Raw genomic sequence first — 20,411 nt, forward strand, 5'->3', positions numbered from 1 at the left:
GTTTGACGATGCAGAAACTGATGGTCGCTGCGTTCGCCGCAACGGCGGCGCTCCTCCTCTCACAACCGGCTCGTTCCGCCGCTACGGTTGCGCATCTGGTACCTCGCGCCGAGGGGTGGCTCGTGAAGTCATATGGTGAGATTGACGTGCCCGCCCCGCCGAAAGATGCGGCGGCCGAGCTCGGGGAACTCGAAGTGATCGTGGCGAAGCGTACGCCCGAGGATGTTGCCCGCTTTCACTGGTGGGCGGCCGGGGGCCCGGTCTATCGCTGGAACGAGATCATTCTGGACGAATTGCTCGACAACTTCGTTACCCTTCCTCTGGCAGCGCGTCATCTCGCGCTCTTCCACGCCGCCTTGGACGACGCCGTGGCGGCTTCTTGGTACCATAGGAAATCCGCAACCCGGCCTCCCCCGGTCGCGGCCGATCCATCGGTCAAGACACCCATCAAGGCTGCGGCTGGGTCATCCTTCCCTTCCGACTACGCGGCCGCTGCGACGGCTGCAGCCGAGGTGCTTGGGTACATCTTCCCAGCTCGCGCCAGTGCTTTTGCCGCGATAGCCGAGGAGGCAATGCAAGCGCGCCTGCTGGCTGGAGTCGAGTACCCCAGCGATGTGGTCGCCGGACGCGCGATCGGACAGAGGATCGCGGCCCTTGCCATCGCCCAGGGCAAATCCGATCAATCTGAGGCCAAGTGGACCAGGCCGCTGGAACGCTGCAAATCCGATCGCACCGCTCGCCGGGACGTGGAAACCCTGGGTCCTGGCGCGTGCTGACGAGTTCCGTCCATCGCCGCCGCCGGCATTCGACTCGGATGAGGTGAAGGCCGCCTTGGCCGAGCTGAAGGCGTTCGCGCGAACGCCGAAATCGAACCATCGCGCGATCTACTGGGAGGTCTATGGTGGCGCGCGCGCTCATGCACTTTGGAACGAAACGGCCCGCCTGAAACTGCTCGAGTACGGCGAGGCCCTGTCACCACAAGCGGCCGCGCGTGCTCTTGCAGCGCTCAACATCGCCTTCCTCGATGCCGCCATCGCCTGCTGGGATGCCAAGTACGCCTACTGGTACATCCGGCCATCCCAGCTTGACCCTGACTTCAAGCCGCTCTTTCCGTCCCCCAATCATCCGAGCTACCCGGCCGCGCACGGCTGCCTGTCAACCGCGGCCGCGACCGTGCTGGCCGGCATTTTCCCCTGCTGGCTCACGGGAAGGAAGCGGCTGAGGCGCGCATATGGGCCGGCATCCACTATCGGTTCGACATCGATTCGGGCCAGGCGATTGGCCGGAAGGTCGCAGAGAAGACTTTGGAGCGGGCGTTTGTCGATCGAACACCATGAGCAGGCCCAGCTCCCAAGGAAATGGACCTGACCAGAAGGCGCAGAACATGATCGACGGCATCTCCGCCGGCCGCATCACGTCGGTCGAGCTGACCGCGTTCAAGACCTGATCATCGTCGAGGTCTGTCCCTGGCCACCTTTGAGACGTGCCGGCGTATCCTGCGGACGCCCTACATGATCGAGAACACGCTCAAGCCCACGCGCGTTGAGCTCTTGAGTTGATCGCGCGAAAGCCCCGGATGAAAATCCGGGGCTTTCACTGATGTTCGAATGTGGCGCTTAACGGACGCAACTTCTCAGCGGAGGGCGAGCGGCCGCAGCGTCGTGCCGGCCACGGTACCGCGGATGGCGTTTGTGGTCAGGATATAGGCGAACTCGTAGACACGATCGGCGGCGAGCTGCTCAAGATTATTGAACTCCAGGATGTGGACGCCCTGCTGGACCAGCAGATAGACGTGGACCGGGATGAAGCTGCCGCCAACGGCCTGAGAGTCGGCCGGCTTCGGCGGCCCATATTCGAGCCCGGAAGTATCGGAACCGAGCATAAGCGCGCCCTTCTCCTCGACGAGCCACTTCGCGGCTGTCAGGCCAATGCCCGCCGAGTCGTGCTGGCCGATCTTGGCGTGGTCGCGGCCGTTCTCGCCCCAGTAGCGCGCGGTTCCGGTGCGCAACAGAACGACCGTGCCCGGGGTGACGTCGACGTTCTGCGCCTTCAACGCGCCCTCGATATCAGCGACAGTGATTTCATAGAAAGACGGAAGGGCCTCCACGTTCTTGAAGCCCGCAACGTCGACTAACACGCCCCGCGCAACGATCGGCGGGATCGTGGTCACGTCGGCTTTGCGAACGCCGAAGTCGCCGCCCCACTCGTCGGACGTGAAGCCGTTGTAAAACTCGTTCTTCGGTCCGTGCGTGATGTGGCCGAGCCCATCAATCTGGGTCGCCACGTTATCGTTCATGAAGATCGCGTTGCTATGCCAGGCGGTGATGCCCGTATTGCCGCCCTCCGGCGTGGTGAACGGCAGATCCTTCTGGCTCCTCACGCCGGCGGGCGAGCGGAAGCTCATGATTTCTCCCGGGCTGTGGCCGGGCCACTTGTATGAATAGCGGTCGTACGGAAGACCGAGATCGTAGACCTTACCTTGTGTCACAAGCTTCAAGGCGGCCAAACGTGATGCGTCGGTCATCTCGTTGAGATTTCCGACCTCGTCCTGAGGCCCCCAGACCCAGCCCCACCCTTTTCCTTTTGTCCACTTCTTCATGCCACCGTCCTGTGCGTAGCCGCCGCCGGCGGCGAATGCGAGAACGATCACGGCGAGCAGGAATCGCGAAACTACCTTCATGGAATCCTCCTGGAACGACATGGATAGCTCAGCTTTGGCCAGTCTAGGCCTGAGCTGACTGTGGGATCAACGAGATTGTCGGTCAGCGCCCGCCTCAGCAAAAGTCCAGGGAGACGCGATCGCTAGTGCCGCAAAAGCCGATAGGCCCGCTCGGATGTCTTGCGCCACAGGTGAAGTGGTTCACACCAAGATGAAATGCGGAGGACTAAGGTGCCCACGCCCACCTGGCGTGAAACAACACCCATCGCGTGGGCGGCAAAAAGGAGTCTTCCGATGAAATCCATTTTAGGAATGTCGGCAGCTACTTTGCTGACGGGCATCGCTGCCGCGCTGTTGGGCGCGCCAGCGCGCGCCGATGTCGTCACTGACTGGAACGTGACCACCAGTGCCCTGGTGTCCACCGACATCGGCAACAACCCCCGACTGCGCACCTTGGCCATGGTGCATGTTGCGATGTCGGATGCGATCAATACCGTGCATAACCGCTACGCCCGCGTGGTCGCGACGCATCCGGCTACGCCCAGCGCGTCGGCCGAAGCCGCGGCCTCGACGGCCGCGCGGCAGATCCTTGTTCAGATCTACCCGGCAAAGAAAGACAAGATCGAAGAGGCCTACGCGGCATCGCTCAAGGCGATCCCGGACGGGTCTGCCAAGGCCGAAGGCATCAAGCTGGGTATGGCGGTCGCCGACGCGGTCCAGGCCGACCGCGCAAACGACGGCACCACCGCTCCCGACACTTACCGGCCACACACGGCCCCAGGGCTATATGTGCCGACCACGCTGCCGATGTGGGAGCAATATGCTCATGCGAAGCCATGGGTATTCAAGCGTGCCGATCAGTTCCGGCCCGGCCCGCCGCCGGCACTGTCGAGCGCCGAGTGGGCCCGGGACTACAACGAGGTCAAAAGCCTCGGCGGCACCAAGAGCACCGCGCGTACCGCTGAGCAAACCGAGGCAGTCAAGTTCTGGGATAACATTAATTTTGGCCCGGCATGGCAGGCGGCGGCACGCGAGCTCGCGATGAAGCACGAGATGCCGCTCGCCGAATGTGCCCGACTATTCGCGCTGCTCAACGTGAGTCTGGCGAACGCCTACATCGTCAATTGGGACGCGAAGTACACCTACAATCTCTGGCGCCCGGTCACGGCGATCCGTAATGGCGACCAGGATGGCAACGATGCCACTGAGCGAGATGCCGGCTGGACCTCATTCAACCCGACCCCGATGCATCCCGAATATCCCTCGCAGGCGACGATCAACGCAACGATCGCGTCGGCAGTTCTGGAATCGGTGTTCGGTCCCGTGAACGCCGTTCCTTTCACGGCAACCGATGTGCGGGATGCGAAGCGGACGCGGCAGTTCGCCAGCTTGGCTGATATGGCCGAGGAGCAGAAGAATGTCCGCGTCTGGGGCGGCGTGCACTACAGATTCGCGATCCGCACCAGTGAGGAAGTGGGCCGAAAGGTCGCGGCTTACATGATCGAGAATACGCTCAAGCCCACGCGTTGAGCTCTTGAGCCGGCCGCGTGCGAAGCCCCGGATGCAAATCCGGGGTCTCGTCCCGGATTTGACTTGCGTTCCCACCTGTCTGGGACCTCCGCCTTGATTTCTGCACTTTTTGAGCAAACAAATTGCGTCCATGTGACTCTTGGAGGACACGCGATGATGGGGCGTGGGCTCGCGTTGTTACTGGTGGGGCTGCTCGGCGGCTGCGTGCAAACGACGCTTGCGCCGTCATCGAACGCCAGTTTGACCCCTAGGGACCGGCAGTTACTCGCCCACGCGCCTTATGCGCAAGCGAGCATTCCGGAGACCTACCGCCGACATATTGTCGATTACACGCGCAAGGAGCAACCGGGCACGATCCTGGTCGATACCAACGCGCGCTATCTCTATTACGTCCTGCCGGGAGGCAAGGCGATCCGATACGGCGTGACGGTGGGCGAGGAAGCGCTGGCCTGGTCCGGTATTGCAACCGTTGGTCGCATGGCCGAATGGCCGGACTGGATTCCGACGCCGGAAATCCAAGCCCGGCTCGGCCCCTACCCGAAGCGCGTTGCCGGAGGTCCGGCCAATCCGCTAGGCGCGCGGGCGATCTATCTTTACGAGGGCAATAAGGACACGCTGTACCGCATCCATGGCACCAACCAGCCGGAATATATCGGTCAGGCCATCTCCTCCGGCTGCATTCGCATGACCAACGAAGACATCATCGATCTCGTGAACCGGGTGAAGCTGGGCGCGATCGTCGTCGTCCTCCCGCCGGGCCGGAGAGCGTAGCGAGTTGCGTAATCCCACAAGCCGGTGCGTGAAATCTGCGTCATGGTCTCGCGTTAAGCATCTGCAGCTCGGCAATGCGATTGTCGGCGCGTCGGAGCCGCCGGCACAGCTCGCGGTTGATATTCTGCATTACGATCACATACGCATGGATGTCGCTCTTGTAGCACGCGTAGAGTTTTTGTGCCGTGAGCTCATACAGCACCGTTGGGCTCTCCGCGATGACGGTTGCTGATCGGTTCTGCATTTCGATAAGCGTCATTTCGCCGAAGAAATCACCGGGCTCGAGATCCGCCATGCGAATGACGCGTCCGGCATCCGCCAGCTTGCTCACCACGAGCTGGCCAGAGTGAACAATGAACATGGAGCGCCCCGGTTCTCCTTCCGCTACGACAGTGGCACCGGCGTTGAAGCGGCGCTCGACCAGCATCGAGATCAAGAGATCGAGGCTTGCATCTGAAAGGCCACCGAAGAAAGGTGTGGTGAGCAAGAACGCTTTCAGATCGGGGGAGCTGACAGCCATCGACAAAATATACTCCCGCTCCAAGCGGCGGCAAGTCTGCCAACCCGACGGCATGATCTGCGACAAATGCTCGCGGGAGTGTCGGGCTGCCGATCGAGCAGCCAGACCGGCCTTCCGGCATCCAAAGCGGCGCGTTTCATTCAGGCCCGGGATGTCAGGGCAATTACCTTTCGAACAAGATCGGCGAGGCTGTTCGCGCCCATCCTTTCCATCACCCAGGCACGATAATTCTCCACCGTCCGAGTGCTGATCCCCAGCTTGTGCGCGATCTCCTTATTTGACAAACCCTCCGCCACAAGTTGCATGACTTCGACCTGGCGCGGTGAAAGCTCGGCCACACGCGCCTGAAGGGCCGCGCGTTCTCTGTGCTCGCTTCTAAGGCGGTTTCCGCTTTCGATCGCCTGCGAGATGCTGGCGATCAGCCGTTCATCGTCCAACGGCTTCTCGATGAAATCGAAAGCGCCTTGCTTGATCGCCTGCACAGCCATCGTGACATCACCGTGCCCGGTAATGAAAATGAGCGGTATCGCTCCCTCGTGCTCTTTCAGCTTCTGTTGCAGCTCGATACCTGACATGCCCGGCATGCGAATGTCCGAAACGACGCATTGGGGCGGCTCGGTGACCAGCGCGTTCAAAAAGCTCTCCGCTGACGAATATGCTCGCACCGGGATTCCCCGCCCTTCAAGGAGCATGCTCAAAGAGTGCAGAATTGCGTCGTCATCGTCGATCAGAGCTATTGTCATGCACCCGAGCCCGAACTGGGCACGGCTGGCAGCGTAAACAATGCTGTCGTGCCGTGCTTTGTGCTTTCAATCCGAAGCTCCCCGCCATGAGCTTCGATGACCGATCGTGAAAGCGAGAGACCTAGTCCCAATCCATCCGGCTTCGTCGTGGCAAATGCAGCGATTGCGTCGTCACCGAGATCGGGATCAATCCCCGGACCATTGTCACTCACGCGGATCGTGACCTTTCCATTCGGGCCTGTCAGACCCTCGATAACGATCTTGCCATCATACCGGCCCGCGCCGGCCAACGCTTCGGCGGCATTGCGGACAAGATTTAGAATGACCTGCTCAATCTGCAAGCCATCCGCGAGCACCGGCGGAACATCGCGTCCAACCGACGTTTGACACCCGATGCCCCTCCGCTCCAGCTCAGGCCCGAACACCGCGACTGCCTCTGCTACGAGCGTTGTGACACTGACGGCGCTCGTCTCGATTCTTCCAAGCCGGATAAAATCGCGCAAGCGATTCACGACGGCTCCCGCTCGATCAACTTGCACGATCGCCTCCGCTGATGCTGTTGCGGCGGCTGCAGTATCAGGAGGCGTTTTCTCGACGGCCCGCTTGGCAAGCCGGGCATAGTTGCCGATCGCGGTGAGCGGTTGATTGATCTCGTGCGCGACTGCGGCAGCAAATTCCCCCATGGTTGCGAGCCGCCATGCTCGATGAAGGGCGTCCTGGTGTATTCGGAGCTGATGTTGTGTGCGCCGCTGCTCCGAAACCAGTACTCCGATGGCAAGGCCGGTCGCCGATAGAACAGTCATAAGCGCCTGATAGGCAACGACATCAGCTGCGCTTTCATGTGACAGCTCGATCGCAGCGATCAATCCAATCTGAATGACGGCGAGGCCGAGCGTCACGCCTTCCAGACCGAACCGCACTGCGATCCAGACGACCGGAACGAAAAACATATAGAAAAGCTGGAATCGGAGCGCCTCAGTGAAGCCGAATAGGCCCCAGAGCCCGACAAGAACCAGGAGAAGAATGGCCGCGGCTTCCCACGAGACCACGGGAAAGCTCCGCCGCGTGAATACGATGAGAACAAACGGCGTGAAGACGATCACCCCGATCAAGTCGCCGATGAAAGCTCGTAGCGACACCTGTGCGAAATCATGTGATGCAATGATCCCATGCAGTACAAGAACAAATGCGTGTCCAATCGACACGAGCGCAATGCTCGCGGCAGCTATCGTCACCAGCCATAGTAGGGAGCTGCGGGACGACAATGAACGATCAAAGCCGAAGCGACGCTGCAGCAGCAGAAGCGCAGCCGAACCATATCCGAGGCCGGTAATCGCCACGACAAGCAGCTCGACCCCGGGCGGAAGAGGCATGTCGCGAACGATCAGATCGGCAATCAGCGGCGCCGCAAACAGCCAAGGCATGTACGCGCCGCCGAACAGCAGGACCAATGCGAAGCTGAGGCCGGTTTGTGGATTCCAGGGTGTGATGCCGAACGTGGCGAACGGATGGACGTAGCTGATCCAGTCGAGCAGCACGTAACTGACTAGATAGCCCAAGCCGATCGCAGGATACCAGCGCGACATCCGAAGCACCAGCGGCCCGCCTGAGTCCGTGTTTTCGAACCCCAGTTGCCGCATGATCACATTACTCCGCGGCGCATGATGTGCGCGATTAGGTAATTTTACTCTGGGAACAACCACACCGCAAAAGCCCCGACGGTTTCGCACCGAATTGTTCGGAGGCGGCTTGGTCGTCAGTCTAGCCCGATCGGAATGCGCACAAAAGGCGAGACTCGGTGCCGGATGAAACGCCCTTCGAAGTCGCGGTGGTGGCGGCGGCAATCTTTGCCATAGCTGTGCTGCACACGTTCTCGACGCGGTCGTTCGAACGCATGGCGCATATTCAACCGCGCCATGCCGGGCTTTGGCATCTGCTCGCAGAAGTCGAGGTGGTATTCGGGTTCTGGGCGGCGATTCTGATTGCCTTCATGGTGGTGAAGGTGGGCAGCACCGGCGCGCTCGCCTATCTTGAAAGTCGCAATTTTACAGAGCCGGCGTTCGTCTTCGTGGTTATGGTCATTGCCGCGAGCCGACCGATCATCCAGATGGCGGCGGCGCTGCTTCGCCTCGTCTCGCACCTGATTCCCCTGTCGCAACCCACCGCGTACTACCTTTCGCTGCTCTCGGTGGGCCCATTGCTCGGCTCCTTCATCACGGAACCTGCCGCAATGACACTCACGGCGCTACTGCTCCGCGATCAGTATTTTGCTGGCGGAGCGCCGAGAAAGTTCATGTACGCCACGGTCGGAGTCCTGTTTGTCAATGTGTCCATCGGCGGCACGCTGACGCCCTACGCCGCGCCTCCCGTGCTCATGGTTGCAGAGCAGTGGGGCTTTGACCTTCCATTCATGTTGCGGGCGTTCGGATGGAAGGCGGCACTCGCAGTGGCGGTCAATGCTGCAGGAGTGACGTTTCTGTTTCGAGAACATCTGCGGAAGCTCGCAGTGTCGCCAGCAAAGCTGGATGTCCCGCCCTGGAGTTCCGCAGTTCATCTCGCCTTTCTCGGCGCGGTGGTCGCCTTCAATCATCACCCGATCGTGTTTCTCGCGCTCTTCATGTTCTTTCTCGGCTTCGCCGAGGCGTACAAGCGCTATCAGTCGCCGCTCATCCTGCGGGAAGGCCTGCTGGTTGCGTTTTTCCTGGCCGGCTTGGTGGTGATCGGCGGTCAGCAGAAATGGTGGCTGCAACCGCTTCTCAGCGACATGGGGCCCACCATGCTGTTCACGGGCGCCACCCTGCTGACTGCAGTAACTGACAACGCAGCCCTGACATATCTTGGCTCGCTCGTGGACGGCGTCTCCGACGAGTTCAAATACTCCCTGGTCGCGGGAGCGGTGACGGGCGGTGGGCTCACGGTAATTGCAAACGCACCGAATCCGGCGGGATTCGCAATCCTGAAGAACAGTTTCGAAGACGGGACGATCAGCGCAGGCGGTCTTGCCTTGGCAGCGCTCGTTCCAACCCTCGTCGCCGCTGCGGCGTTTCAGTTGCTCCCGTGAATCCAGACGGAGATGTGCATGACAAACCAGGCGACAACAACTGCACCCGGCGGCATCGGGCATGATGTCGCCAGTTCGGCAACAAGAGGCATGCGCTTTCTCGCCGTCGTCGATGGCAGCGAACGCACCAATCGCATTGTCGATTTCGTGGCCTCCATAGCCCAAGGCAAGGACAGTGTAGAGGCCATCATTCTGAACGTGCAGGATCGACATTATGAGGCTCGCCTGCGCGGCTATCAGAGTTTCAAGAAGGACGAAATCGAGGACCGTCTGATCAACGATGTCGGATTGCCTATCGTCAATGCTGTGAGCAAGCGATTGGGCAAGGTGGGCGTCGTTTGCCTGTCGAAGGTCAAAATTGGCGATCCGCTGCCGATAATTCTCCGGTGTGCGGCCGAAGACAAATGCGACGTTATCGTACTGGCAGATCCGCAGCCGCAATACGTGCGGCGCTGGGTACGCGCCATGGGCTTGCCGCTGGTATCTTCTATGATATCGCGCGTCATCACGGCCGCCTTGGTTCCGGTCGTGATTGTGAAATAGAAGTCCACACTTGCCGCGTTAACAGGGCCCACCGCGACGTCTCCTAGCGGAACTCGATCGGCATCAGGGCCGTGCCCTCGGACCCAAATCGGACGTCACCAGTTCGCGGGAACAGACCGAACCCTAACTTGGTATCGAACCTTCAGTCGGCCGCATAGAACGCCTCCCGGACGGGATTCGAAATGGGACCGGAGCCAATAATCGCCGTCTGGGTCATGACTACGCCGATGACGCGGTTTGTCGGATCGATCCAAAACTGCGTGCCATAGATGCCGCCCCATCCATAGCTACCGGCCGGAAGACGGCTCTTAGCTGCGGCGGGATCAGTCAGGATCCCAAAGCCCAGCGTGAAGCCCCAGCCCGGCCCGCGAATCGTCCGCATATCGCCGGTCGCGTTCTGCGTCATCTGCCGGACCGTCTCAGCGCGGAGCACCCGCACGCCGTCAAGCTCGCCCTCGTTCAGCAGCATCTGCAAGAAGCGCGCATAGTCACCGATAGTGGCACTCATGCCCGCGCCGCCGGAATTATAGGCAGTCGGAGAGAAGGCGCGGTTCGGATCGAGGCTGGCAGTGCCCTTGGTGGGTGGGAACGGCACTGCCTCAGGTCCCATCACGGGAACGTAGCCTGTGCCGAGTGCGCCCGTGACCTGTGCGGGTCTAGTCACCTGCACGAAGCGTGAGCGAACGGTCTCAGGTGCGTTGAACACAAAGCTCTCGATGCGCAACGGCTTTGCAATGCGCTCGTTGACAAAAGATTCCAGGCTGTTTCCCGTCACCTTCTCGATGACGGCCCCGAGCACGTCCGTCGCAAGCGAGTATTCCCAGCCAGTACCAGGCTGATAGCCAAGCGGAACGGAGGCGAGACGCCGCATTGCTTCAGCCGTGGTTACTTCGGGCTGATCTAGCCCGTCGGTGACGCGCGCGTCGCGATATGCATCCACGAGCCGAGCATTATTGATGAAGTTATAAGAGAGCCCGGCCGTATGGGTCAGTAGTTCGCGGATTGTCGGGGGCCTGTTCGCCGGCCCCTCGGCGCCGTCGGGTCCCCGCACCCTCAGCTTGCTGAACTCGGGAAGGAAGCGGCTGACCGGATCATCCAGGCCAATCTTGCCCTGCTCGACAAGGATCATCGCCGCCACCGAGGTGACAGCCTTGGTCATTGAGGCAACTCGGAACATGTCGTTTGCGCCGATCGGCGCCGTACTCCCGACCTCGCGAACACCGACACTGCGGCTGTAGATCGGGCGGCCGTCTTGGAGGATCAGCACCACGATACCCGGAGTGCTGCGGCCTTCAACCAGTCCCCGAAGGACTTCATCGAGCTTGGCGTTGCGCGCCTCGGGCGAAAAAGCCAGGGCCACCGGAATGGGGCTGAGCGCGAAAGCTATTACTGCGGCCCCAAGCAGTCGGATGACAAGACGACGTGAGATCATGATATCCCTCCCGCAGACCTGTTCTGACGCACCATTCTGCAGCTAGTTGAGATCGGAGGCAATGCCTCGGACATCGCCTAGGAACACCTGCTCCAGCCGCGAACGGATCTCAGTTGCTTCTCACCATCTGCCGTCTCATGCGGCTGGATTGGACCGGATCTGCCGGGCTTGAACGCTCTCGTCTTGTTCCAGCGGCAGGGAAAATTGAAACACCGCGCCCTGAGGTTCGTTCGCGCTCGCCCACATCCGTCCGCCGTGAGCCTCGACCATCGACCGGCAGATAGCGAGGCCCATGCCCATGCCCTTGTCCTTGGTGGTGTAGAACGCCTTGAAGACGCGCTCCACATCTCCCAGGCCCAGGCCCGGACCGGAGTCGCGAACCGTAACGAGCACCCGGCCCGCGGGATCCGTGTCGGTGTTGATCCGGAGCTCGCGGGTCCCCTCGTCGATGCCGCCCATGGCTTCAATGGCATTGAGGATCAGGTTAAGAACTACCTGCTGCAGCTGAGTGCGATCGCCTTTCACCAATTGCAAGCCCGGCGCGAGCTCAGTCTGCAGCAAGATGTCATGTTTGAGCATTTCGCTCCGAGTTAGCGCGACCATTTCGAGAATGGCTTCATTGAGGTCGAACCGATCCTTTCGCGGCGGCACCTTGTTGATGAGGGCCCGGATGCCGTTGATGACGTTGCCGGCGCGCATGCCGTCCTCAACAATTCGGCGAAGGGAATCGCGAACCTCGCCGAGATCGGGCGGTTGAGCGCCGAGCCAGCGCAAGGCTGCCTGGGCGTTGGTAACCGTCGCAGCAATCGGCTGGTTGACCTCGTGGGCGATCGAGGCCGTCAGTTGTCCCATCGTGGTGACGCGATTGGCGTGCGCCAGCTCCGCCTGCATGGTGCGCAAGGCTTCTTCGGCCCGCCTGCGTTCGGTGATATGCCGCCCGACGCCGCGGTAGCCGACGAAGCGTCCCGTCTCGTCGAACACGGGCAGCCCGGAGACAGACACGTAACGCTTGCTGCCGTCGGGGCCAGGCCGCGCGAGCTCAAAATCTCGAAATGGCAGGTGAGCATCGAGCGTCTCCCGGTGCTTGCGCCAACCCTCTTCATCCGGCTCCAGATAAGGCACTTCCCAACGTGTCTTGCCGATTTCGGAGCCGGGCGCCGGCGCTTCGGAAAGGTCCTCCGCGAACTCCTGGTGAATAAAGCGATGCTGCGCATCGGTTTCCCAGTACACGTCGAAGGAGAACTGCACGAGTGTGCGAAAGCGCTCCTCGCTCTGCCGCAGCGCCTCTTCTGCCCGCTTGCGCTCGGTCAGATCGAGAACAAAGCTGACACCTTGATTTGGATTTTGTTCGAGCATGGTCCCGCCTAGTAACACAGGCACGCGGCTGCCGTCTTTCCGAAAATACTCTTTCTCGAATGGTTGGACGGTCCCTATCCGCTTCAGCTCTTCCACGGTGCGTGCGTCGCGATGGCGCCATTCCGGCGGCGTCAGGTCCGTCCGGTTCACTCGTCCCGAGGCAAGATCATCGCGGTCGTAACCCAACATGTGGAGAAATGCATCATTGGCCTCGATAATGCGACCGTCGAGCTCCCAAATGATGATGCCGACGATGTTGGCGTCGAACAGTCGCCGGATCTTTTTGTCACGCGCCAGGAGATCGCCGTGGAGCACGATGTTCTCTGCGATCGCCTTACGCCGCCGGATCGCTTCGAGCCGTGCAAGCGCCAGCGCCACCCCTGCCAGGACTGCGACAATGACGACGGCGGTTGTGATCAGCCAGGCTTTACGTCGTTCGAGTGCCTCGGCGCGCTTCTCCTGATCCACGCGCAGGAAGCGCTCGTGGTCCACCATTTGGTCGATCTGCGCCCTTATCTCGTCCAGGCTGCGGATCATCGCCAGCGCGGCCGGCCCGGAGTAGGTGCGGACCGTTTTGACGATTTCATCGATCTCGCGCAGCTTTGCTGCAACGGTCAGCGCCAGGTGTTCGGCACGGTGGCTCTGCAATGGATCGCCGGCAACCAGCGCCTGGAGCGCCTGCGCGTCCCGTCGTACGCTGTCGTCGGAGACGCCGTAGGCCTTGAGATATTGCGGATCGAGAGTCAGCAGATAGCCGCGCCTTTGGGCCTCCACGTCGCCGATGATCGCCCGCAGCCGATCCAGCGTCTCAAGCACCTGACGGCCGCGCTCGAGCAAGAGATCGACCGCCTTTCGTTCCTGCCAATATCGGAAGCCGAGAAGCCCGGTCGCGACAACCACAGCCAGAAGCGCCGCGACCACCAGCGCCAGCGGACGAGCAAACCACCGAAAGGACTGGCTCAGAGAGACTGACATTGGCCTTAGTCTTCGATGCTGCGTGCGCGGCTGTTTTCTGATGCCGACGCAGAGTATTGCTAGTATAATGTAAATACAGCCATGGTCCGCGTAGATGAGCGGGAACCGGCACGCTCAACCGCGCAGATTATACCGGCTTAGAAGCCCGTCAGCCCCCTCGCAAGGGGCCAGAACGTCACGGGAATGTCCCGCGCGTGCTGTAAAGTCCGATCCCTCGGCCGGAGGGACCACAGGAGCGACGACATGGCTCCAAAAGACTCGGCTCCAAAAGACTTGGCTCCAAAAAACTTAGCTCCAAGTGAAAAGTTGCCTGAAAAATTGCCGAGCAGTTCCAGATCGGCCAGCCGGCGCAGCTTCGTCAAAGGATTGGGCGCAGCCGGGACGGCCTTGCCGGCCCTCCTCATGCTGCCGCGGTGGGGTTTCGCAGAGGACGTCACCGCGCTCTATGCCAACGCTGCGATAGGCTGGAAACAATTTGCGGGGCAAACGATCACACTCGCGGGTGCGATCCACCCCTGGTCAAACGCGATCACTCCGCTGTTGCCCGACTTCACCAAGCTCACCGGTATCAACGTCGTTCCTGACTTCCGGCTGGAGACCACCTACCTGGGCGCACTGCCGGTCCAGCTCAACCGTGGCAACAGCACACCGGACGTATTCATGTTCACGACCTATGGCCAGGGCATCTCGGCAGGATGGCTCGAGCCGCTGAACGCCTATTATTCCGACAGGTCGCTGACCGATCCCGGCTGGTATGATGAGAACGATCTTCTCAAGACCGCCCGCGCCTTTCCGTTGTGGCGGGGCGGTGAACGCTACGCCGTGCCAATCACTTCCGAGGCGGTGACCCTGTTCATCAACGGCGATGTGCTGGCAGCCAAGAACCTGCCGGTTCCCCGAACTTTCGACGAGCTGCTGCTGACCGCGAACGCGGTGAAGACCGATGAGATGTCCGGGATCGCCATGCGGGCCCAGGCCGGCGGCAATTCGTCCCCGCCAGCCATGAGCTTCGTGTTCTCCTATGGCGGGGCGATGGTCGAGGACAACAAGGCCGCTTTCGGGAGTCCCGAGGCAATCGCGGCCATCGAGATTTACGGTCAGTTGCTCAGTCAAGCCGGCCCTGGCGGCGTGAGCGGCTACGAATGGTACCATGTGCTGGACGACTTCCTTCAGCGCAGAACGGCGATAGCGATCGACAGCAGCAATTTCGCGACCGACATCTCCAATCCGGCAAGAAGCCACGTCGCCGGCCAGGCCGTGTTTGCCGCCTTTCCACACGTCGCCGGTCGCATGTCCGTACCCTTCATGTCGCACTGGCAGGCGTGCATCAATTCCAGGTCACGAAACAAGCGGGCGGCTTTTTTGTTTCTGTTATGGGCGACAAGCAAGCCGACCTCGCTGCGGACAGCCGCAGCGGGGCTGGCAACAACCCGTACATCGGCCTGGTCTAGCGAGGCTTTCAAGAAGGCGTTCGGCGTCCAAGCCGCGGAGGCGGCGTTGACCAACTTGCAAAATGCCGATGTCGATCGCGCCAAGGCGATCCTTTTCCATCCGCAATCCCGACCGATACTGGACGCCTTCATGATCGGCGTGAATGAAGTGGTCACGGGTGCACGACCGGCAAAGATTGCGATGACAAATGCCGCCGAGAAGGCCAATGCGACAATCCGCGGATAGCGGAGCCGCCGGCAATCCCGCACGTCGTGACCGCGTGAACTGGGACATCAGCTCAAGCTTGCCACTGCCGACGGGCGCTCCACAAAAAAACAACAATCCGGTCAACTAATGGGCGTGCATTGAGGAACATGTCATGGTGCACCGCACCGACATCGCCGGGCGCAATACGGAGCAGGCAAATCCTGACGATGACGGTCTATGCCGCCCTGCACTGAATGGTGCCCTTCTCGAAAATAGCTTCTCACGCAGGCGACAAGAAATGCTGCCGTCGCCTCTCGACGGCAGTTCCGCCGGCCCATGCCATCTATCTCGAACTCCTGACCCTATGAGGCTCTGACACCAGAATTTCCCTTGCAAGGGTCGCGAGAAAATTCGGCCCAACAAATAAAGTACAGAGGGAGGATACAGATGACTTTCCATGAACGATATGCGGTCGGCTGCGCCGCGCTGGCGGTGGCTGCCCTGGTCGCTGTCTCGCCGACGCACGCTCAAGCGCCGACGCAGCCGCAAGAGGCGGCCCTGAATGCCGAGGCGGCCCAGAACAACTGGTTAACGTATCACGGCACCTACAAGTCCTACCATTATAGCGGCCTCGACCAGATCAATACCGGCAACGTCAAGAATCTCGAAGTCGCGTGGATGCATTTCCCCGAGCGCGCCACCCGTGGCGTTCAGTCGACGCCGCTCGCGATCGACGGCGTGCTGTACTATTCGGGCTCCTACAGCCGTGTTTACGCGCTGGACGGCGCGACCGGCAAGACAATCTGGGCCTATGCGCCGGAGCTCGACGAGGACCTGGTCTCCAAGCAGACGCACTCGCCCTACAACCGCGGCATCGCCATCGGACACGGCAATCTCTATGTCGGCACGGTCGACGGGCGCCTGATCGCGCTCAGTCTGAAGGACGGCAAGCCGGTGTGGGACACGAAGCTGCTGGATTCCAAGAAGGTGACCGTCGGCTTCACCGGCGCGCCGCTGGTGGTGAAGGACATGGTGATCATTGGCGCCCAGGGCGGCGAATGGCCCGGCCGCGGACCGATCTTCGCCGTGGACGGCAAGAGCGGACAAAAGAAATGGGAGTTCTTCACGGTCGCCGGTACCGAAGAGGCCAAGGCGACATGGGGTGGCGATTCCTGGCGGACCGGCGGCGGCGGCGGCTGGATGCCCGGAACCTATGACCCGGAAACCAATACGGTGTGGTGGGGCACCGCCAACCCGGCGCCGCTCTACGACTGGGCGGGCGCGGACTGGAAGAAGAGCGGACCGCGGCCGGGCGACAATCTCTATACGACATCGGTCATCGCGCTCGATCCCGATACCGGCAAGCTCAAATTCTACCATCAGGAGCTGCCGCACGATGCCTGGGATTTCGACTCTTCCGTGGGCGAGTTCGTCATGATCGAGCGTGGCGGCAAGAAGCTCGTGGTGCACGCCAACAAGAGCGGATACGTCTTCGTCTATGATCGTTCCAACGCCAAGGTCGAGAACGTCTGGCCGCTGGTGAAGAACATCAATTTCGTCAAGAGCATTGACCCGAAGACCGGCGCATTGGTCGGTCGCCGCGACCTCTCGGAAGGCAAGGCGGACCCGCCATTGTGCCCGGCCATCGCTGGCGGCATTAGCTGGAACTCTGGCGCCTACAGCCCCAAGAACGGGCTCTTCTACCGGATCGGGCAAGAGTGGTGCATGGAGCTGACCGTCGAGAAGACCACGCCGGTACTGGAGCCGATGGCCCAGCTCAACCTGGGCGCCACGTTCAAGTTTGTGCCGCCGCCGGACGGACCGGCCCGTGGTCATCTGAGCGCCCGCGATCCGGTCACCGGCGAGAAGAAGTGGGAGGTCAACTACAAGTACCCGCCGCTCGCCAGCGTTCTCGCCACTGCGGGCAATCTGGTATTCGTGCCGGACTCCGAAGGCGTCGTGCACGCCTACAATGCGGACACCGGCGAAGAGCTCTGGTCGCGCAACAACGGCATCGGGCATAATGGCGGCATCATCAGCTACATGGCCGGTGGCAAGCAGTACATCGCCGTACCGGCGGGCTGGGGCAGCCTGGTGGGCGACGAGTTTGTCGCGCTCTATGGCGAGCCCTTCAAGAGCATGTCGAAGAACACCGGTGCCTTGGTGGTCTTCGCGCTCAGACAATGAGAATGGCTTGGGCGGCAGGGATCGATCTCTCCCTGCCGCCCTGCCCTTGCGGTGAATACGGATGCTGGAATGCGAATACCGTTTGTAGTCGTTACTTCCTTGGCCATTGTCTGGCCATGGCTGTCGACCGCCTCGTTTGCCCAACAGTCTACCCCAGCGGACTCTGCGAGTCCGCCGGCGCAAGCTGAATCCTCCCCGAACGACAGCGATGCCCGGACAATGTTCACAAGCAATTGCGGCTTTTGTCACCAGGATGGCGGCCGCCATCCCGGCCGGGGTCCAAAACTGTCGAAGTCCGAGCGCAGCGATGAATACATCATCGAGCGCATCAAGAAGGGCAAGACGGGCTCCATGCCCGCGTATGGTGAAGTGTTCAATGACGCCCAGATCGGCGCGCTGCTGGCCTATATTCGAGGGCTGGATGATTAGGGCGTCTTCTGCGGCGTGGAAACCGCGATATCGCCTCGCCCGATACGCGGCCAGCCTCGCGCTGTTGATGCTCGGGAATGTGTCGGCGGATGCCCGCTCGCTGGAAACCGTGATCGAGCGCGGCACGTTGACGCTCTGCGCCAGCCCCAACGCGCTGCCGTTTGCAAGCAAGTCCGGACCGGTCCCGGGCTTTCAGATCGAACTCGGCGAGAAAATTGCCCAGAAACTCGGCGTCAAGCTGACGCGGGAGTGGGTAGTCAGTGCGATCCAGTATCGCCGCGCCGATTGCGACCTCGTGCTCGACGTCATCGCCCGCAAGGATGCGCAGCCTCCGGGCGGCGTGCGGGTTTCGCGTCCTTATCATCGCAGCGGCGTCGTGCTCGCGGTGCGCAGCGATTCGAAGGCGTCGTCGCTGGCAAGTCTCGGTTCCGATCAGCGGGTCGGCGTACCGGTCGGCTCGCTGGTCTCGATGACGCTCGCCAAGGGCGGCACCGCTACCTCCCCGTTCGTGTACGAGGACGATATTGTTGCGGCGTTGGCCAATCGCGAGATCGAGGCGGCCGCCGTCACACCGATGACGGTTGGCTGGTTCAACCTGCAGCATGCCGACAAGCCGTTGCGCCTGATTCCAGCCTTCGACAACGATCAGGATTTGAACTGGAACATTGCGGCGGGGCTGCTCCGCCCCGACGACAAGCTGCAACAGCGTGTCGATGCGGCGATCGAGGCCCTACTGGCCGACGGCACCATCGCGCGGATCTACGCTCGCTATGGCATCGAGCTGCGGCCTCCGCAGTGAGGCGGGGTATCAGACTGGTGTATTGTTATGGGACGCTCAGCGTGCGCACCACGCACAGGGGCCGTTGCTTGCATACTCCGCACCGAGATGACGCGCTTCACGGTAAACTGAGACCCGCCACAGGGCCTTTGTGCTAGTCTGGCAACGCAGGTTCTGCGTGTGTGCGGTCCAGAAGCATGCCAAGGGAACCAAAAAGGCAATGCATCCTTACCGAGCGTGGTTGGCTGATTGCGCTGGCCGTCGTGGTGGGAACATTGCTCGGCCTGGCCGGCCCCACCTCTGCACAGTTCTTTAATTTCGGCGGATATCAGCAGCGGCCACAACCGCAACGCGGCGGCGGTTGGTTTGGTAACGAACGCGGTGGCGGCTGGTATGGTAACGATACGTTTGCGCCCTACCAGGAGCACGCGCCGCAGCCCCGTTGGAGTGGGCGGCAAGCGCCTCCGCCGGTGCGCGAGGATTTTTCAAAGGCGCCGCCGCCTGAAAAACGCAATGGTGTACCGGAGCGCCACATTCTTGTGCTCGGTGACGCCATGGCGGACTGGCTCGCCTATGGGCTTGAGAACATCTATGCCGATCAGCCTGAGATGGGTGTGATCCGCAAACACAAGACAGTCTCCGGCCTGATCAAGTACCAGCCCAAAGGCGATCCAGCCGACTGGGCCGCCGCCGCCAAAGGCATTCTCGCCACCGAAAAAGCGGACGCCATCGTCGTCATGCTCGGGCTCGATGATCGCGTCGCAATCCGCGAGCCGGCGGTCGATAAATCCGACAGTAAAACCGGGGACAAGAAGGACGCCAAGGCCAAACCTGATGGCAAGGCTTCGAGCGTAAAACCCGGGGCGAAGCCCGATGGCGCAGTGCCGGATCCCGAATTGCCGCCGGACGATGCCGCCGAAAGCAGTGGCGCGCGGGCGGTCATTGAACCGGAGAAGAGCGCGCGCTCGCCGAACGGCATCCATGAGTTTCGCGAGAAACGCTGGGTCGAACTCTACATGGAAAAGATCGAGGAGATGATCGGCGTACTCAAGTCCAAGGGTGTGCCTGTGCTGTGGGTCGGTCTGCCGGTGGTACGTGGCCCCAAATCGACCGCCGACACGGCGTTTCTGAATACGCTTTATCGCGATGCGGCCGGCAAGGCCGGCATCACCTATGTCGATGTCTGGGACGGATTTGTCGATGAGGCCGGCCGCTTTCTGCAGCAAGGCCCCGATTTCGAGGGGCAGATCCGCCGGCTGCGCTCCTCCGATGGCGTGTACTTCACCAAGGCCGGCGCGCTCAAGCTTGCGCATTATGCCGAGCGCGAAATCAATCGGCTGTTGGCTGCGCGTTCCGCGCCGATTGTGCTGCCGACCGAACCGGCAACGCCCGATGCCAGTGCGCAGCCGGATAAGCCGTCGCCGCGTCCGCTGGCCGGGCCGATCGTGCCCTTGACGGCGTCCTCCGTCGCCACGAATCAATTGCTCGGCGGTCCGGGGGCGGGGGCGGTGACGATGGATGCGCAGGCGGCGCGGGTCTTGATCACAGGGGAGCCTTTGTCGGCGCCAGCCGGTCGCGCCGACGATTTTGCCTGGCCACGACGTGAAATCGAAGGGGCCAAGGGTGAGACGCCAGTGGCATCAACATCGCTCGATGCCAACGCACGGGCGCCGGCGGCATCGCTAAAGCCGAAAAAGCAACGCCGCTAAGTGAGACCAACAATCGTTTTTGACGGTTTCCAGGAAACGGCCGCAAGCCTGTTTCAGTGCATAGCTATGTGGCTCAATGA

General features: G+C 61.4%; 17 protein-coding genes. 11 read left to right on the forward strand and 6 right to left on the reverse strand.

All coding sequences use genetic code 11. The annotated features are described in order from the left end of the window. Positions 1–8 precede the first annotated feature (8 nt). Both IVA95_RS31990 and IVA95_RS31995 read left to right on the forward strand, forming a co-directional pair. Positions 9–776 (forward strand): phosphatase PAP2 family protein, encoded by a 768-nt coding sequence (locus IVA95_RS31990; protein WP_247514117.1) that lies wholly within the window; start codon positions 9–11, stop codon positions 774–776. A 55-nt stretch (positions 777–831) separates the two neighbouring features. Continuing rightward, entirely contained in the window at positions 832–1,368 is a 537-nt protein-coding gene (locus IVA95_RS31995) for a hypothetical protein (protein ID WP_247514118.1), read from the forward strand. A 265-nt stretch (positions 1,369–1,633) separates the two neighbouring features. Here the strand turns inward: IVA95_RS31995 and IVA95_RS32000 are convergent, their stop codons facing one another. Beyond that, a complete protein-coding gene (locus tag IVA95_RS32000) occupies positions 1,634–2,680 on the reverse strand; it encodes a cyclase family protein (protein ID WP_247514119.1) in 1,047 nt (348 codons plus the stop codon). Between the two features lie 210 nt (positions 2,681–2,890). Here IVA95_RS32000 and IVA95_RS39195 point away from each other — a divergent pair, with 210 nt between their 5' ends. Together IVA95_RS39195 and IVA95_RS32010 are read left to right on the forward strand one after the other, a co-directional pair. Next, entirely contained in the window at positions 2,891–4,189 is a 1,299-nt protein-coding gene (locus tag IVA95_RS39195) for a vanadium-dependent haloperoxidase (protein ID WP_247514120.1), read from the forward strand. A 153-nt stretch (positions 4,190–4,342) separates the two neighbouring features. Beyond that, positions 4,343–4,960 (forward strand): L,D-transpeptidase, encoded by a 618-nt coding sequence (locus tag IVA95_RS32010; protein WP_247514240.1) that lies wholly within the window; start codon positions 4,343–4,345, stop codon positions 4,958–4,960. A gap of 40 nt (positions 4,961–5,000) precedes the next feature. Here the strand turns inward: IVA95_RS32010 and IVA95_RS32015 are convergent, their stop codons facing one another. The 3 genes from IVA95_RS32015 to IVA95_RS32025 form a co-directional block, all read right to left on the reverse strand. Next, on the reverse strand, positions 5,001–5,480 hold the full coding sequence (locus IVA95_RS32015) for a cyclic nucleotide-binding domain-containing protein (protein WP_247514241.1): 480 nt from the start codon (positions 5,478–5,480) through the stop codon (positions 5,001–5,003). A 140-nt stretch (positions 5,481–5,620) separates the two neighbouring features. Then, positions 5,621–6,223 (reverse strand): response regulator, encoded by a 603-nt coding sequence (locus IVA95_RS32020; protein WP_213252924.1) that lies wholly within the window; start codon positions 6,221–6,223, stop codon positions 5,621–5,623. After that, the gene (locus IVA95_RS32025; RefSeq protein WP_247514121.1) at positions 6,220–7,863 is read right to left on the reverse strand and encodes an MASE1 domain-containing protein; all 1,644 of its coding nucleotides are present in this window, start codon (positions 7,861–7,863) and stop codon (positions 6,220–6,222) included. Before IVA95_RS32025 ends, IVA95_RS32020 begins: the two co-directional genes overlap by 4 nt. A gap of 158 nt (positions 7,864–8,021) precedes the next feature. Between IVA95_RS32025 and IVA95_RS32030 the strand changes: the two genes are divergently transcribed. After that, on the forward strand, positions 8,022–9,284 hold the full coding sequence (locus IVA95_RS32030; protein ID WP_247514122.1) for a putative Na+/H+ antiporter: 1,263 nt from the start codon (positions 8,022–8,024) through the stop codon (positions 9,282–9,284). A gap of 18 nt (positions 9,285–9,302) precedes the next feature. Further along, the gene (locus IVA95_RS32035; RefSeq protein WP_247514123.1) at positions 9,303–9,827 is read left to right on the forward strand and encodes a universal stress protein; all 525 of its coding nucleotides are present in this window, start codon (positions 9,303–9,305) and stop codon (positions 9,825–9,827) included. Positions 9,828–9,969: 142 nt separating this feature from the next. On the opposite strand, the gene IVA95_RS32040 is transcribed toward IVA95_RS32035, so the two are convergent. Continuing rightward, the gene (locus IVA95_RS32040) at positions 9,970–11,259 is read right to left on the reverse strand and encodes a serine hydrolase domain-containing protein (RefSeq protein ID WP_247514124.1); all 1,290 of its coding nucleotides are present in this window, start codon (positions 11,257–11,259) and stop codon (positions 9,970–9,972) included. Between the two features lie 135 nt (positions 11,260–11,394). Next, positions 11,395–13,590, reverse strand: coding sequence for a PAS domain S-box protein (locus tag IVA95_RS32045; protein ID WP_247514125.1), 2,196 nt, complete (start codon positions 13,588–13,590; stop codon positions 11,395–11,397). A 243-nt stretch (positions 13,591–13,833) separates the two neighbouring features. Here IVA95_RS32045 and IVA95_RS32050 point away from each other — a divergent pair, with 243 nt between their 5' ends. The 5 genes from IVA95_RS32050 to IVA95_RS32070 all read left to right on the forward strand — a co-directional run bounded on the left by IVA95_RS32050 (position 13,834) and on the right by IVA95_RS32070 (position 20,331). Then, entirely contained in the window at positions 13,834–15,267 is a 1,434-nt protein-coding gene (locus IVA95_RS32050; RefSeq protein ID WP_247514126.1) for an extracellular solute-binding protein, read from the forward strand. A 408-nt stretch (positions 15,268–15,675) separates the two neighbouring features. Further along, positions 15,676–17,415 (forward strand): PQQ-dependent dehydrogenase, methanol/ethanol family, encoded by a 1,740-nt coding sequence (locus tag IVA95_RS32055; protein ID WP_247514127.1) that lies wholly within the window; start codon positions 15,676–15,678, stop codon positions 17,413–17,415. Positions 17,416–17,634: 219 nt separating this feature from the next. Beyond that, positions 17,635–17,844 carry a cytochrome c gene (locus IVA95_RS32060; RefSeq protein ID WP_247514128.1) on the forward strand — a complete coding sequence of 70 codons (210 nt, stop codon included), beginning with the start codon at positions 17,635–17,637 and terminating at the stop codon, positions 17,842–17,844. Beyond that, positions 17,837–18,643, forward strand: coding sequence for a transporter substrate-binding domain-containing protein (locus IVA95_RS32065; RefSeq protein WP_247514129.1), 807 nt, complete (start codon positions 17,837–17,839; stop codon positions 18,641–18,643). Before IVA95_RS32060 ends, IVA95_RS32065 begins: the two co-directional genes overlap by 8 nt. 176 nt (positions 18,644–18,819) lie before the next feature. Then, positions 18,820–20,331 (forward strand): DUF459 domain-containing protein, encoded by a 1,512-nt coding sequence (locus IVA95_RS32070; protein WP_247514130.1) that lies wholly within the window; start codon positions 18,820–18,822, stop codon positions 20,329–20,331. Positions 20,332–20,411 lie beyond the last annotated feature (80 nt).

The sequence above is a fragment of the Bradyrhizobium sp. 157 genome (assembly GCF_023073815.1).
Classification (GTDB): Bacteria; Pseudomonadota; Alphaproteobacteria; order Rhizobiales; family Xanthobacteraceae; genus Bradyrhizobium.

Bases quoted from the DNA above. Each gene is read 5' to 3' on its own strand.
- IVA95_RS31990 (WP_247514117.1), top strand. From the start codon at position 9: ATGCAGAAACTGATGGTCGCTGCGTTCGCCGCAACGGCGGCGCTCCTC.
- IVA95_RS32000 (WP_247514119.1), bottom strand. From the start codon at position 2,680: ATGAAGGTAGTTTCGCGATTCCTGCTCGCCGTGATCGTTCTCGCATTC.
- IVA95_RS32010 (WP_247514240.1), top strand. From the start codon at position 4,343: ATGATGGGGCGTGGGCTCGCGTTGTTACTGGTGGGGCTGCTCGGCGGC.
- IVA95_RS32015 (WP_247514241.1), bottom strand. From the start codon at position 5,480: ATGGCTGTCAGCTCCCCCGATCTGAAAGCGTTCTTGCTCACCACACCT.
- IVA95_RS32020 (WP_213252924.1), bottom strand. From the start codon at position 6,223: ATGACAATAGCTCTGATCGACGATGACGACGCAATTCTGCACTCTTTG.
- IVA95_RS32025 (WP_247514121.1), bottom strand. From the start codon at position 7,863: ATGCGGCAACTGGGGTTCGAAAACACGGACTCAGGCGGGCCGCTGGTG.
- IVA95_RS32035 (WP_247514123.1), top strand. From the start codon at position 9,303: ATGACAAACCAGGCGACAACAACTGCACCCGGCGGCATCGGGCATGAT.
- IVA95_RS32040 (WP_247514124.1), bottom strand. From the start codon at position 11,259: ATGATCTCACGTCGTCTTGTCATCCGACTGCTTGGGGCCGCAGTAATA.
- IVA95_RS32045 (WP_247514125.1), bottom strand. From the start codon at position 13,590: ATGTCAGTCTCTCTGAGCCAGTCCTTTCGGTGGTTTGCTCGTCCGCTG.
- IVA95_RS32050 (WP_247514126.1), top strand. From the start codon at position 13,834: ATGGCTCCAAAAGACTCGGCTCCAAAAGACTTGGCTCCAAAAAACTTA.
- IVA95_RS32055 (WP_247514127.1), top strand. From the start codon at position 15,676: ATGACTTTCCATGAACGATATGCGGTCGGCTGCGCCGCGCTGGCGGTG.
- IVA95_RS32060 (WP_247514128.1), top strand. From the start codon at position 17,635: ATGTTCACAAGCAATTGCGGCTTTTGTCACCAGGATGGCGGCCGCCAT.
- IVA95_RS32065 (WP_247514129.1), top strand. From the start codon at position 17,837: ATGATTAGGGCGTCTTCTGCGGCGTGGAAACCGCGATATCGCCTCGCC.
- IVA95_RS32070 (WP_247514130.1), top strand. From the start codon at position 18,820: ATGCCAAGGGAACCAAAAAGGCAATGCATCCTTACCGAGCGTGGTTGG.